Origin of the sequence: Pseudomonas sp. UBA1879 (genome assembly GCF_002338065.1) — a bacterium.
GTDB lineage: Bacteria > Pseudomonadota > Gammaproteobacteria > Pseudomonadales > Pseudomonadaceae > Aquipseudomonas.
The window spans coordinates 408,494-421,794 of sequence record NZ_DDHJ01000015.1 but is presented as its reverse complement, the minus strand read 5'-3'; the positions used below and the strand labels follow the sequence as shown (position 1 = coordinate 421,794).

Annotated in this window: 12 protein-coding genes; 1 reads left to right on the top strand and 11 read right to left on the bottom strand. The window is 60.7% G+C overall.

The features are described 5' to 3' along the window. Nucleotides 1-83 precede the first annotated feature (83 nt). Complete coding sequence (locus tag B3N48_RS17020; RefSeq protein ID WP_296185675.1) at nucleotides 84-890, top strand: GntR family transcriptional regulator; 807 nt, start codon at nucleotides 84-86, stop codon at nucleotides 888-890. A 24-nt stretch (nucleotides 891-914) separates the two neighbouring features. On the opposite strand, the gene B3N48_RS17015 is transcribed toward B3N48_RS17020, so the two are convergent. From B3N48_RS17015 to B3N48_RS16965, 11 genes are all read right to left on the bottom strand, one after another. After that, a complete protein-coding gene (locus tag B3N48_RS17015) occupies nucleotides 915-1,649 on the bottom strand; it encodes a Sua5/YciO/YrdC/YwlC family protein (protein WP_296185673.1) in 735 nt (244 codons plus the stop codon). Between the two features lie 63 nt (nucleotides 1,650-1,712). Next, complete coding sequence (locus tag B3N48_RS17010; protein ID WP_296185670.1) at nucleotides 1,713-3,152, bottom strand: MFS transporter; 1,440 nt, start codon at nucleotides 3,150-3,152, stop codon at nucleotides 1,713-1,715. A 172-nt stretch (nucleotides 3,153-3,324) separates the two neighbouring features. Next, the gene (gene leuD, locus B3N48_RS17005) at nucleotides 3,325-3,942 is read right to left on the bottom strand and encodes a 3-isopropylmalate dehydratase small subunit (RefSeq protein ID WP_296185669.1); all 618 of its coding nucleotides are present in this window, start codon (nucleotides 3,940-3,942) and stop codon (nucleotides 3,325-3,327) included. Then, on the bottom strand, nucleotides 3,933-5,345 hold the full coding sequence (gene leuC, locus B3N48_RS17000) for a 3-isopropylmalate dehydratase large subunit (protein ID WP_296186173.1): 1,413 nt from the start codon (nucleotides 5,343-5,345) through the stop codon (nucleotides 3,933-3,935). Before leuC ends, leuD begins: the two co-directional genes overlap by 10 nt. After that, nucleotides 5,345-6,211 carry an isocitrate lyase/PEP mutase family protein gene (locus B3N48_RS16995; protein WP_296185666.1) on the bottom strand — a complete coding sequence of 289 codons (867 nt, stop codon included), beginning with the start codon at nucleotides 6,209-6,211 and terminating at the stop codon, nucleotides 5,345-5,347. Before B3N48_RS16995 ends, leuC begins: the two co-directional genes overlap by 1 nt. Nucleotides 6,212-6,556: 345 nt before the next feature. Continuing rightward, nucleotides 6,557-7,354, bottom strand: a complete 798-nt coding sequence (locus B3N48_RS16990) for a hydroxypyruvate isomerase family protein (protein WP_296185664.1) — start codon at nucleotides 7,352-7,354, stop codon at nucleotides 6,557-6,559. Nucleotides 7,355-7,403: 49 nt separating this feature from the next. Then, a complete protein-coding gene (locus B3N48_RS16985) occupies nucleotides 7,404-7,832 on the bottom strand; it encodes a RidA family protein (RefSeq protein ID WP_296185661.1) in 429 nt (142 codons plus the stop codon). A gap of 76 nt (nucleotides 7,833-7,908) precedes the next feature. Further along, nucleotides 7,909-8,622, bottom strand: a complete 714-nt coding sequence (locus B3N48_RS16980) for a substrate-binding domain-containing protein (RefSeq protein ID WP_296185658.1) — start codon at nucleotides 8,620-8,622, stop codon at nucleotides 7,909-7,911. A 114-nt stretch (nucleotides 8,623-8,736) separates the two neighbouring features. Beyond that, a complete protein-coding gene (locus tag B3N48_RS16975; protein ID WP_296185657.1) occupies nucleotides 8,737-9,375 on the bottom strand; it encodes an arylsulfatase in 639 nt (212 codons plus the stop codon). A 101-nt stretch (nucleotides 9,376-9,476) separates the two neighbouring features. Beyond that, complete coding sequence (locus B3N48_RS16970; RefSeq protein ID WP_296185654.1) at nucleotides 9,477-11,165, bottom strand: hydantoinase B/oxoprolinase family protein; 1,689 nt, start codon at nucleotides 11,163-11,165, stop codon at nucleotides 9,477-9,479. Continuing rightward, nucleotides 11,162-13,270 (bottom strand): hydantoinase/oxoprolinase family protein, encoded by a 2,109-nt coding sequence (locus tag B3N48_RS16965; protein ID WP_296185652.1) that lies wholly within the window; start codon nucleotides 13,268-13,270, stop codon nucleotides 11,162-11,164. The genes B3N48_RS16970 and B3N48_RS16965 overlap by 4 nt, the downstream gene beginning before the upstream one ends. Between the last annotated feature and the right edge of the window lie 31 nt (nucleotides 13,271-13,301).

Sequence of the window (13,301 nt, the reverse complement as noted above, 5' to 3'; positions counted from 1 at the left end):
ACAATCGAAGCACAAGCCCACCCGTCCAGAGCCGTGCGCGTAGGTTATTTATTGCTGCGAGGACAACCTGCTATGCTGCGCCGATGAACAAAACCACCGATTCCTCCCCGCTCTCCGGAACCAGGGGCACCGCCCTTCATCGCCAGATTTTTCTGGTGCTGCGCGAAGAAATTGCACGCGATGTGTACACGTCCGGCGCGTTGCCGAACGAAGAGGCGCTTTGCGAGCGCTTTGGTGTTTCGCGGATCACCGTACGCCGTGCGCTGGCCGACCTCGCCGCCTTGGGCGTGGTCGAGCGACGCCATGGACGCGGCACCTTTGTCCTCGACGGTCCCTTTAATACACGCCTGCCGCCGAACCTCAACCTCATCGATAGCCTGCGCAAAGCGGCGTTCGAAACCGTCGTTCAGGTGCTTGATGTTGAGCAAACGGTGCCGCCGCCCGATGTTGCCCGCTTGCTGCAGCTGGCTCCCGGGACACAAGCGGTGCATGCGTTACGCCTGCGCAGTAACCACAAGGGCGAACCGGCGATGGTCACGGACGCATGGGTGCTGGCGTCGGTTGGCGAGAAGGTCACGCAATCTGAACTCATGCAAAAACCGCTCTACGAGATCCTGATGGACCAGGGCATCGCGTTCGGGCGCGTCGTACAGGAAATCAGCGCGACGGTGGGCGATCCGCATCGCGCGCGTTTGTTGAATACGGAGGTGGGCGCGCCGTTACTGAGAATGGTGCGCTTGATGCACGATCTGGACGAACGCCCGGTGCTGCATCTCACCATCCACATGGCGGCCGATCGGGCCAGCATCCTGATGGAAATCGCCGGTGCCGACGTAAACACGCTGGCAGCGGGTCAGGTGGTCCTCGATGCGCCCATGACCGCGCCGTGACAGCGCGGCCATAAACGATCGTTTTTACTCCACGCCCCTCAGCCCGAACTCGTTCAAATGGCCGGAAGGCAAAGCATTCACGCCTGGGTCGGCGGGAAGATCCACATCGAAATAGCGCTTCAGCACATCCGAGATCAGTTCATAGCAGCCGCCGATGCGGATGACCTCCATGGTGCTGAAATTGATCACAGTGCCGGCACGCTTGTAGACATGGCCCCGACGCAGGCCATGGTTGATCTCGATGTCGGCCAGCTTACGCAGCTCATCGGGCATGTCTTCGATACGAAAGGGCGAGCCCGCACCGGTGTAGTTCGCCGAAGAACCCAGCAACGGCACCGTTTCTTCGTGGCTGATTTTGCAAAGCTCAGCGTGAAACGTTCCGCCGTTCAACAGCATCCCGATCATTCCGGCGGCTGAGCTGGCCTTGAGCAGCTCCGGACCGAGCTTTTGAATCATCGGGTGATCGTGACGAAACGGCGCGACGACAGCGATCGGCAGGTTGTGGTCGAGTACAAGCGCGTCAACCATTTGCTGAGCACGCTTGTCCAGCACATGCACTTCACGCTGCAAATCAAGGTTCCCGGCCATTGCGTTGCGCTTGTGGCTGCCGCGCTGCTTGGTCTCGAAAATTTTGCGCAGCGGTTCCAGCGAAGATCCGACGAAGGCATATCCGGTGTCGTTGGGCACCAGCCCGATACCGCCGTCTTTGACGATATCGATGACGCGTCGGGCATCGGCTTTGATGTCATTGGTTTTCATTGTTGTATGACTCCTTCAAGTCGCAGTGGCATGGTTTACGTTCAGCAGCAAATAAACGATCGGTCACTCTTTATTCAGCTCTTCCAGCGAGCGGCCCCGGGTTCTCGGCCCAAACATCACAACCGCCAGCATCGAGACCGCCATTGCGCCGCAAATCACCGTGAGCGCGCCTGTCACACCGGCGTATCTGAGCGCAGCGGCGATCAAGAACCCGCTGACGGCCCCGCCGAGGCGCCCGACTGCAACCACGATACTGGTCGCTAACGCGCGGTGACGCGTTGGATACAATTCGTTTTGATAGGTGTGCACCACCATAGGCACCACAGCAATCGCCAACGTGACGACTGAACCGGCTGCAATCAGCGAGGCCGCGCTGCGCAAATCAACGAAGTACACCCCGCCTGCGATCAACAGACTGCCCACGAACAGCAGCTGCCATTTACGTTCGAAGCGATCGGCGAAGAACACCGCAATGCATGGGCCAAGCGGGTACATGCAGGAAATGATCAGGCTGTACTCCAGACTTTTGGTGATGCCGATGCCATGTTCCACCAGAAACGTCGGCATCCAGTAGGTAAAGCCATACAACGCGATTCCCATCCCCACCTGACACACCAGCAACATCAGCGTACGAGTGCGATAAGGCTTGCTCCAGAGGCCGGAAAACTTGATTGCTTCACCGGTATCGATTACCGCCGCAGGCACGGGCTGGGGAAGCGCTGCGCCGTAATCCCGCCGTACCTTGTTTTCGATCTCGCTCAAGACCGCGTGTGCTTCATCGAAGCGACCGCGAGTGGCCAACCAGCGAGGGCTTTCGGGTAGATTTCGACGCAGGAACCAGACGAAAAACGCCCCGCTTGCGCCGATCCAGAACACCCAGCGCCAGCCATCGATGCTGAATACTTGAATGGGCACCAACAGGTAAGCGATCAGCGCCACAACCGGTGCCGCGATCCAACTGCATGTCCTGAGGATCGCGAAGGCACGTCCGCGGATCTGGGGCGGCACAATCTCGCTCAAGTAGGTGTCGATGGTGATGAGCTCCACTCCCAAGAACACGCCCACGATCAGACGCCAGAAACTGAGGGTGTACGCATCCGTCTGAAACGCCAAAATGGCCGTCGCGAGGGAGTAACCCAGCAACGCATAGGTGAAAACCGCTCGGCGCCCCATGCGGTCGGTGACCGGCCCGAGGAGCAATACGCCGAGGAAGATCCCGACCAGCGTGGCCGCGATGTAACTGGCCGCTCCTGTCATGCCGAACATGCTCTGGGTCGTGGTGCTGAAGATGCCACTCTTGATCAACCCCGGCATCACATAAGCCGTGGATATCAGCTCGTAGAATTCGAAAAAAGAACCTAGCGATAGCAGCAGCACCATCAACCAGATCGACCGCGTCGCAGGAAGCCGATCGAGCCGTGCAGCGATTTCAGCGGCCGACACCGCATGAGACGCGGACGTCTCGGTCGTCATGGCCGGTGCATCCAGGATGTGTTCACGCATACAAATGACTCCCGCTTATTATTGTCGTTGTTTCGGTTGGCCGTCGCCCTCATTGAAGCAAAGCGCGTCCTGGCGGCGTACCCGGAACTGATCGAGACCTCACTCAGCTCCGGGCTCACGGCGGCGTCCTCGCCAGCCTCCCTCCTCCCGCGCATCGCGTCCGAGGGGCGACTCATGCCACGGGCCAGGCCCACGGCCTGCGTAAACGGTCACTGTTCTGCCACTCGGCAATCAGAGCCGCGTCCCGGAACGTCAAGCCGATATCGTCCAGCCCTTGAAGCAAAGCCTCTCGGCGTAGCGCATCGACCGTGAAGGTGAACGTGAGGCCCCCACGGGCCTGAATGCTGAGCGCGTTCAGGTCGACTGTCAGCGGTTCGCCATTGGCGCAGGCACTGGCCAACGCATCGATCTGAGCTTTGGGCAGCCGAATGGGCAACACGCCGTTCAGGAAGCAATTGCTGAAAAAAATATCGCCGAAACTCGGTGCGATGACGCAACGGATGCCGATGGCCTGAAGGGCCGTCACAGCAGGCTCACGTGAAGAACCGCAACCAAAGTTATCGCCCGCCAGCAGAAAGGGTGCATTGCGAAACGCCGGTTGATTGAACACGCACGCCGGGTCCTCGCTGCCGTCTTCGCGATAGCGCAACGCTTCGAATGCGTAAGGACCGAGGTCGTCTTTGGTCAAGGTGGTCAGACGTTCGATACGGATGATGACGTCAGTGTCGATATTGGCGCGCGGCACGTGTGCAGCGGGTCCGCTGACGACCGTGAAGGGTTTCAGGCGCATGGGTCTACCTCCTTGACATCGGTGATCGCCCCGGCGATAGCCGCAGCAGCGGCCATTGCCGGGCTGGCCAGATGCGTCCTGGCCCCAGGCCCCTGGCGTCCGACGAAGTTGCGGTTCGACGTCGATACCGAGCGTTGTTGCGGTGGCACCTGCTCACCGTTCGCGGCCACACACATGCTGCAACCGGGCTCGCGCCAGGCGAAACCGGCATCGATGAACACGTCGTGCAAGCCTTCGGCTTCGGCGGCGCGCTTGACGATTTCCGATCCCGGTACGACCCAGGCGGTAACGCGCTCTGCCACACGCTTGCCTCGCACCACGTCGGCAGCGGCACGCAGGTCGGACAATCGAGAGTTGGCACAGGAACCGATAAACACCCAGTCGATGGGCGTGCCTGCGATAGCCTGCCCTGCTGTCAGGCCCATGTAGTCCAGCGCCGCCAGCAGCGTGTCGCGCTGGGCCGCATTGGCCGCATCATTCGGATCGGGCACATGCCCATCGACCGGGATCGCATGCTCCGGACTGGTGCCCCAAGTGATGGTCGGAGGCACCGAAGACGCATCGATCACCTCTTCGCGATCGAAGTAAGCATCCTCGTCGCTGTACAGCTGACGCCAATCCTCAACGGCGGCATCGAATGCCTCGCCCGTCGGCGCGAACGGTTTGCCACGCAAAAACGCGAACGTGCGCTCGTCCGGCGCCACCATCCCGAAGCGTGCACCCAATTCAACCGAAAGGTTGCACAGCGTCAGGCGCCCTTCCACCTCCATCGCTTCGATGGCCGGACCGGCGAACTCGATGGCCGATGCGACACCGGCTGCGGCCCCCAACTTGCCGATGATATGCAGCGCCAGGTCTTTTGCCGTGACACCGGCACGCAGCTCGCCCTCGCAGCGAATGCGCAACTGTTTCGGTTTCTGCTGACGCAGCGTCTGGGTGGCCAGCGCATGGGTGCTTTCCGACGAGCCCACGCCAAACGCCATGGCGCCGAGGCCACCATTGGTGCAGGTGTGACTGTCGCCACAAATCACCGTCAAGCCGGGCAATACGATACCCAACTCCGGCCCCATGACGTGCACGATGCCCTGCCCCGGCTGCCCCAAATCAAACAGGCGCACACCCATCTCGTCGCTGCTGCGTTTAAGCTCGGCGTGCAACCTGCCGCCAATCGGATACGTCGTGGCAATTCGCCCCGGCTGGCTGGAAACGGCGTGGTCAGGCGTCGAGAAAACCAGCTCCGGGTTGTGCAGCGGCAGGCCACGTGCGGCGACCGCTGCCAGCGCAGGCGGACCGGAAAGGTCGTGCAGCAGATGACGATCGATGTGCAGTAACGCCCAGCCATCACCCAGCTCACGTACGACGTGCGCGTCCCACAATTTGTCGAATAGTGTTCGAGCCATGATCAGCGCCCCATCGCCGCGCCAGCGTTGAAACGCGTGCGCAGCGCATCCCATTCATCGGCACCGAAGCGACGAAACACTTCAGCGACGGACTCGGTGGCGCTAGGGGCCATGTGGCTGGCCTTGAGCGCGGCGAGCGCGGCGTCGCCCGCTTCGATCGCGGCTTTCAACATCAGGCCGGGCAACAGCACCATCTTGTAGCCCATGTCCTCGACCTGCCGCAGGTCGTACACAGGGGTCCGACCACCCGGCACGATGTTCAGCAAGCAAGGGCCTCGTACGCGCAAGGGCACAACGACCACTTCTTCCAACGACTGCAGCGCCTCGACGAACGCCACGTCCGCGCCAGCGTCCAGCGCGGCATTGGCGCGCCAGATCGCTTCGTCCAGATTGTGCATGGCACGTGCGTCCGTTCGGGCGATGATCACGAAGTCAGTGCCCCGCCGGGCTTCCACGGCAGCGGTGATTTTCGAGACGAATTCCTCGCGCGAAATCACCTGCTTGCCGTCGAGATGACCACACCGCTTGGGCGAGACCTGGTCCTCGATATGGATGGCGGCCACCCCCCGTGCCTCGTACTCGCGAACCGTACGCGTGACATTGAGCTCGTTTCCATAGCCTGTATCAGCATCGGCGATAAGCGGCACCGAGATCGCGTTAGCCATGGCCGCCGCGTTCGCCACCATTTCGCTCATGGTCAGCAAACCGAAATCCGGATAGCCCAACGCGGCCGAGGTACCGGCACCGGTCATGTACACCGCACCGAAGCCTGCCTGTTCGATCAGCCGTGCACCGATGCCGTCATAAGCCCCCGGCGCGATGATCATGCCGGGCTCGGCAAGCTGCTGCCTGAGAATGGATGCGGTCATGTTGTCTCCTTATTATTGTGACTTCGCAACGCCAACGTCATGTTGTTATAAACATATTACAACCAAAGCACAAGTCTGTTGGCGGGAGTGTCCTGTGTTTTTTTGGCAGGCAGCGGCGAGCTCCGCGCCTGTGCAGCACTGTCAGAAACGGAAGGTGGGGATGGGTAAGGGCTACCGATTGTATTGGCGGGACGCAGATCGCTACGCGTACATAAGGTAATGAAATGCCTGGGGCGGATCACCCAGGCGTGTTAGATCACCCCTCTAAGTTTGCTGGCTTGAGTCCGCGCGACGGCCCCTTGGTGCGTTTTGACTGCTGAATCGATGCCCAGTCGGCACACGCGGTTAAACCGACGAGCGCCAACCGAGTCCGTCAACGGTGGACGTCAGGGGGCGATATTCGCACCCGACCCATCCGGCGTAGCCATGACGCCGCAGACACTGACCCAATGCGGACCATGGCACCTCTCCCGTACCGGGTTCATGACGACCAGGCGCATCGGCAAACTGAACATGCTGGACGATGGCCGCGTGCTGTCGATACGCCTCGACGACGTTCTCGCCACTCATCTGGCAGTGATACGCATCGAATAACAGCCCCACCTGCTCGGGGGTGAAACCCGAGATGACCCGGACGGTCTCGTCCAGCCCCTTGAAAAAATAACCCGGTGCATCGGTCTGGTTCAGGCACTCGAGCACATAACGCACGCCCGAGCCCTTTGCCGCGTCAACTGCCCAGGCAAGATTCTCCCGAAACACATGCTGCGCGGCCTCCGGGCTGTCTTGCGGGTCTACTCGCCCCGCCATCAAATGAACGAGCCCGCAATCCAGTTCGGTTGCGTAATGCAAGGCCCTGCGTACACCTTCACGAAATGCCACCCGTTGACCGGGTATACAGGCAAAACCATTCTCCCCCTGCTGCCCCGGTGGGGCGGCAGGCGTGTTGATAAGAATCTGCACCAAGCCTTCGCGTTGCAGCGCCTGGCGCAGCGTTCCAGTTGCGAATTCATAGGGCGATGCGAACTCCACGGCATCGAACCCTTGCTCTGCCGCCGCAGCAAAGCGGTCCAGGAACGGCAATTCGGTGAACAGCCATTTCAGGTTGGCGGCATATCGAAGCGGTGGTGATTCAGGGGTTTCCATGATACGGATCATCCATTGATGAATGAGGTGAACGACACCTCGATAATGGTCATTTGAGACCGACCACCAGCTCCACCTCAACGGTTGCCCCATGGGGCAGTTGTTGCACGCCTATGGCGCTGCGCGCATGCTGGCCGGCGGCACCGAGGACATCGACGAGCACCTTCGATGCCCCGTCGACGACTTGACCCAGCGCAGTGAAATCCGGAGCACAGGCGACGAATCCGGTCAGTTTGACGATCTGCGCGATTCGCTCGCGCCCTCCCAGCGCCTGATCCAGCGCGTCGAGACACCCGTGGGCGCACAACGCCGCAGCGTCCTGCGCCGCAGTCAGCGCGACCTGCTCGCCGACCTTGCCGAAATATTTGATCGCGCCTTTCTCTCGCGGCAACTGTCCGCTGACGTAGGCCATGCCGCCGAAGACGAGCACTTTTGTGACATAGGTGCTGGCTGCGTTTGCCGGTGTTTCTGATGTCATGACATTACTCCTGTTGGGTAGTAAGACAGCGGGGCTCCATTCCTGGGGCCGATCAGGCTCGCAGGATCAGATCGACTCAGCCCTGGAAACTCAGACCGTACTGTTCGTAGGCAGCCTGGGCAGTGGGAGAAACCAGCCAGTCACTCAATAGCTGAACGTCGAGGTTGTGCTGGTCGGCCGCGAATCGACCGACCGAAAATTGGGTCACGTGGCCCACTCCTTCGGGCAGAGGACCCACGGTTTTCAGACCGCGGACGATGGCCAGTTCACTGAGTTGCTGAACGGCAATGTCGCCGACACCCGACACCACGGATTCGCCCGTCAAGCCTTTCTCGACAATCGTGGCCCGGGCATTGACCTGTGCAGCGATCCCCAGCCGTTCGAGCAGGCTGGCGAAATAAACACCGCTGGCCCCGGTCCGTGAATACACCACCGATCTGGCCTCGATCAGGGCGGTCTTCAGGTCATCGACCGAAGCAAGGGGAAATAGCCTGGAATCCTCTTGAATTCCCAGGCCCACGCAGGTTGTGACCAAGGCGTGGGTGCCCTTCTCCGTCAATACGCCGAGGGCTTCCAACGACGTAATGTCGGCTGACACCGCGACGATCATGTCGGCCCGCTCGCCCCCGTGGATCCGCTGGATGAGCACGTTGGTGGGGTCGAGCTGCAAATTAACTTTGATACCGGTCAATAGCTCAAACTTTGGAATGATGACGTCGACCAATGCCCCTTGTATGGCCAGCGTGCTCATCAATGTGATTGACGGTCTTGAGGTGTCCATTTCGTTCATATAACCCACTCCGACATTGGTCGTTTTGCGCGCACAAACAGTCGACGCAGGCGAGCGCGTGCCCGCACCGCCTTTTGCGACGCGTGTTAAACAGTCATGAGGAACCGCGTGTCGTTACGTGCCGAGGCGTCTGCGCAGTTGCAACACCGCACTCTCGGGTGCGGTGAACACAGGGCACGCGACGTTCGCTTGCACAGCGGCCACCGCACTCGACGTGGAAAAATGCGCAAGCATGATTGCGTCATACCCTTCGAGCATCGCAGCGCGCTCGGCAATCAGCCGGTGGTGCGTCTGCTCATCGCCCGCGCGCAAAGCCTTCATCGCATCGGGTACGACGACGCTGGTCAGCGTTGCCAGCGGATTCGAGCGTCTGGCCGCGTCATGAAACTCCGCCTCCATCGTGACCACCGACGGGGCGAACGTTGCGATCATCGCAATCCGGTTTCCGCAGCCGAGGGCCGCGTCGAACATCGGCTCGTTGGGTTTGCAGACGGGAATTGGCAGCGTGTCGGCAACCCGTTCGATGGCTGGCCCGAACGCAGAACAGGTGGCCAGGATCGCGTCCGGTTTCCGGTCATAGGCGTATTCGGCCAGCCGAACGAAACGGCGGATCACATCCTCGGTCAGTTCCGTGGATCTGGCCCGGTCGTGGGTCAAGCCTTCGTCCAGCAGATGACTGACTTGAGCCTCTGGCCACTGCGAGGCGAACGCCCGCATGATCGGGGCCATCGCGACGGGCGTGGCGTGCAGCAAAACAATCGAGGGTGACATGTTCAAGTTTTTGTACCTCGGTCGAGGCGCCGCGCCCATCGGCACATGATGACGAAGCGCGCGGCGTCAGTTCGTCTGTCTGATCAGCGGGTTTTCACGGCCGTGCGGTCGCTCGAGCCAAGCTGCCGCGCCTGTTTCGGGTAATGCTGTTCCACGAACCCGACACTGATCAGACCTGCTTCCAGGTCGTGCTCGATATCCTGGATCGGGCGCAAGGCCGGATCACCGTAACCCCCTCCCCCGGCATCGTGAATTTCGACGATGCCGCCTTGTGGCACAACCACCCGCGCCTTCGGATCGGTCTCGACGCCATCGACCAGAACGAAACGGTGAGCGCCGCTGGCCCCTCCGGCGAAGCCTTTTGCCGCGATCTTGGTGCGCGACGCCATGAAGGACGCCTCCAGTGTCTGCCCTGTGTCATTTCGGATGGCAAACACCTGCCCGTTCCCCCCCTGGAATTCACCTGCCCCGCCGGTGTCCTTCAGCACCTCCTTTCTGAGGAATGTGCAGCTGAGCTGCTTCTCCCAAAACTCTACCGAGCCGCCGATGATGTTGGCCGGCGCAGGCAGCGCGGCACGACCGTCATACCCGGCGAGCGCGCCGTAACCACCGGCCGAAAAATAGATCGAGGAGTAGCGCTTGCCCGCACGTGTCTGTCCGCGCAGGTTCATTTGGAAGACCATCCCGGAGTCGGCCTGAACATCGTCCGGGAATGCGTCCGCCAGCGCGTTGAAAATGAGCGGGCCGACGAAATGACCGAACACATGACGAGCACCGGTCGGGTGAGGCCGGAGCGCGTTGAGGATGCAATTGTCGGGCGCCTGGATCGACACGAAATCCAGAATCGCCTGGTTGTTGGGAATGTTCGGCGCCACCAGCACCTTAGTGCAGAAGTAGCAGAACGCTCGGGTGTAGCACATCGGCACGTTGACGCCACGGGCGACGACAGGGTCTGTTCCGTCGAAGTCGTAGAGAAATCCGCTGTCGCTGAGCGTCACCTTTACAGCCAGGGTGATATCGGGAAAGCCCGTGCCGCCCTCCACCGGGATGGCCGCTGAGAACTGCCCTCTTGGCATCGCGTCCACCTTGGCCTGGATCGACTTGCGCGTGAGGGCGAAGATGGCATCGGCAGCGTCGACGGTGGTCGAAAGATTGTGCTCCAGCAGAATCTTCACCAGACCGTGCGCCCCGACGTTACAAGCGGCGACGTTGGCGTAGATATCACCCAGTACGTAGTCGACGGTCCTGACGTTGCTGCGAATGAAATCAAAGACGAACTGGTTTTCCTGGCCCGCATCGAACAACTTCACCGGCGGCAGCGAAAAGCCTTCTTCGAACACGTCTTTGGCCACAGACCCCATTCCGACCCCGCCCACATCGGCCAGGTGAGAAACCGTCAGGCAGTACCCCACGATGACATCGTTCAGAAAGATTGGCTTGACCACGTTAATGTCAAACGTGTGACCGGTACCGATCCAGGGATCATTGGTCACGATGATGTCGCCGTCGTGCATCTGCGCAGGATCGAAGATACCCAGAATGTGTCCCAGCGTGCTGGGCCCGGTGCCGGTGAACGACGGCACACTGGTAGCGCCCTGCGCGATCAGCTTGCCTCGGGCGTCGAACATCATGCAGGAAAAATCGCCACTGGCCCGAACCATGGTCGAAAACGCCGTGCGTTCCATCGCGGACACCATTTCATCAGTGACCGATACGAAACGAGACCAAATAATTCCGGCATCTACCGGATCAATCGTTGCCTGTTCAATCACGATTTCAACTCCGCAATAAGGTCGAGCGTCGGCGCGATATAAGCGTCAACCGAAGCAGGGATGTAGATAGTGGTGTCAGCCTCCTCCACCAGCGCAGGCCCCGAGGTACGCCAGCCGATGGGCAGCGCGTATCGGTTGAAAACCGGCACTTGCGTCCAGGCCTCGGTCTCGGCGACTTTGATAAAACAGTGTCGTGGAGCTTTCTCCAGGGTGGCGTCCGGGGTCAGCGCGTCGTACGTGAAGTCGCGTACCGCCTTGAGCGTTTCAGGACGCGACACTTCCACCACCCATGTGCTGACCTCAATCCCGTAGTCGGGGAAATTCAGCCCGAACACTTCTTTGTAGGCCGCCAGGAATCTGTCCTTGATGGCGACGTAATCCAGGAACGCCCCGTCAGTGCCCACCTCGACGGTGACTTCCGAATCCTGTCCCTCATAGCGCATCCCCAGCTTGACGACGGTCTGCGCACCGGTTCGCACCAGTTGGTGAGCGTAAGGCTCAGCCTCGACCAGACGGTTGACTTCACGGGCGAGCACGGCGCCGCTGAGTTCCGCGAGGTCGACTTCATGTGTTTGCTGCAGAACAATCCCTTCGCTGCTGGAGAACTGACCCATGGCCGATGCCACACCTGCGGCAAATGGAAAAATGACCCGGCGGATGGACAACAACTGCGCGATGGGCAAGGCATGAACCGGCGACGATCCCCCGGTAGTCACCAGGGTGGCCTGACGGTAGTCGATACCCAATTCCGCGGCATGCACGCGAAACGCCCGGGCGACGTTCTCGTTGATGGTGCGATGGATGCCAATCGCCGCGCGCTCCACGGAAATATCCAGCGGGCGAGCAATGGTGTTCTGGATCGCCTGTTCGGCCAGCGCGCGGGTGGCATCGATGCCACTGTTGCGGAAGTTTTCCTCGCCCAGGAAACCCAGAAAGAGGTTGGCGTCGGTGACCGTCGCGCTCTCGCCACCCCGTGCATAGCACGCCGGGCCAGGCACGGCACCTGCGCTGCGAGGGCCCACCGCGATAGCACCACGCTCGTCGACTTCGGCAATGCTGCCACCGCCAGCGCCGATCTCGATGAGGTCCAGCGCCGGGATCATCAACGGGAAACCGCTACCGGCCTCGAACGCCCCTTCGCGCGCCACCTCAAGCCCCGCCTCAACGTCGACGCGACCTGCGATCAGGAACGCGCCCTTGGCGGTGGTGCCTCCCATGTCATACGCCAACACCAATGGCACCGGGCTTTCACTGGCAGCGTCACGGTTGCGTGCGGCAATTTCGCGAGCAGCCAGCACCCCGGCCGCCGGGCCGGATTCAATCAGCCGCGCCGGCGTGCTCACGCAATGCGCGATGGGCAACGGCAACCCCGACGACGTCATCATCAGCAGCCGACCCTCGAAGCCCGCCTTCTGCGTTTTGTCGACCAGACGCTTGGCGTACTCGCCCAGTAATGGCTTGGTGTACGCGTTGACCGCGCAGGTGATCCAGCGCTCGTACTCACCCGAGCGGGGTGCTACCGCGCTGGAGGTCGAGACGAACGCGTCGGGAAACGCTTCGATGATCCACTGTGCCACGACCGACTCGTGGGCCTGATTCTGGAACGAGTGCAAGAAACAGATCGCGAAGTTCTTGACGCCGGTCTCTTCCACCATGCGCCGCACGTGCTTGAGCACTAACGCCTTGTCGGGCGCCTGCACAACTTCGCCCGTGTAGGAGATACGTTCCTGGACTGGAATCTTCAGCCCATGGCGTGCCAGTGGTTTGGGGAACGCCAGGCGTAGGTTGGAAACGTTGTACCGATGCTCGCGACCGGTTTCCAGCGTTGTCCCGAAGCCTTCGGTGTGCAGCAGTATGAAGTCCTGGCCACGCCGCTCGATGACGGCATTGGTGATGACCGTCGTGGCGTGCAGAAAAATGTCGCAATCGGATAATTCCAGTTGTGCCGTGTCCTGCAACATCGAAAGTCCCGCAAAAATGGCATCGTCAGAACGCCCGGGGGTACTCAGTACTTTGGCCGTCTTTACTTTATTTCGTGCACTGTCCAGCAGTACGAAGTCAGTAAAGGTGCCACCAATATCAATTGAAATAGCGAACCTGGACATCGTTAAATCCCATTGATCAAGTGTAATTATC

Bases quoted from the DNA above. Each gene is read 5' to 3' on its own strand.
- B3N48_RS17020 (WP_296185675.1), top strand. From the start codon at position 84: ATGAACAAAACCACCGATTCCTCCCCGCTCTCCGGAACCAGGGGCACC.
- B3N48_RS17015 (WP_296185673.1), bottom strand. From the start codon at position 1,649: ATGAAAACCAATGACATCAAAGCCGATGCCCGACGCGTCATCGATATC.
- B3N48_RS17010 (WP_296185670.1), bottom strand. From the start codon at position 3,152: ATGCGTGAACACATCCTGGATGCACCGGCCATGACGACCGAGACGTCC.
- leuD (WP_296185669.1), bottom strand. From the start codon at position 3,942: ATGCGCCTGAAACCCTTCACGGTCGTCAGCGGACCCGCTGCACACGTG.
- B3N48_RS16995 (WP_296185666.1), bottom strand. From the start codon at position 6,211: ATGACCGCATCCATTCTCAGGCAGCAGCTTGCCGAGCCCGGCATGATC.
- B3N48_RS16990 (WP_296185664.1), bottom strand. From the start codon at position 7,354: ATGGAAACCCCTGAATCACCACCGCTTCGATATGCCGCCAACCTGAAA.
- B3N48_RS16985 (WP_296185661.1), bottom strand. From the start codon at position 7,832: ATGACATCAGAAACACCGGCAAACGCAGCCAGCACCTATGTCACAAAA.
- B3N48_RS16980 (WP_296185658.1), bottom strand. From the start codon at position 8,622: ATGAACGAAATGGACACCTCAAGACCGTCAATCACATTGATGAGCACG.
- B3N48_RS16965 (WP_296185652.1), bottom strand. From the start codon at position 13,270: ATGTCCAGGTTCGCTATTTCAATTGATATTGGTGGCACCTTTACTGAC.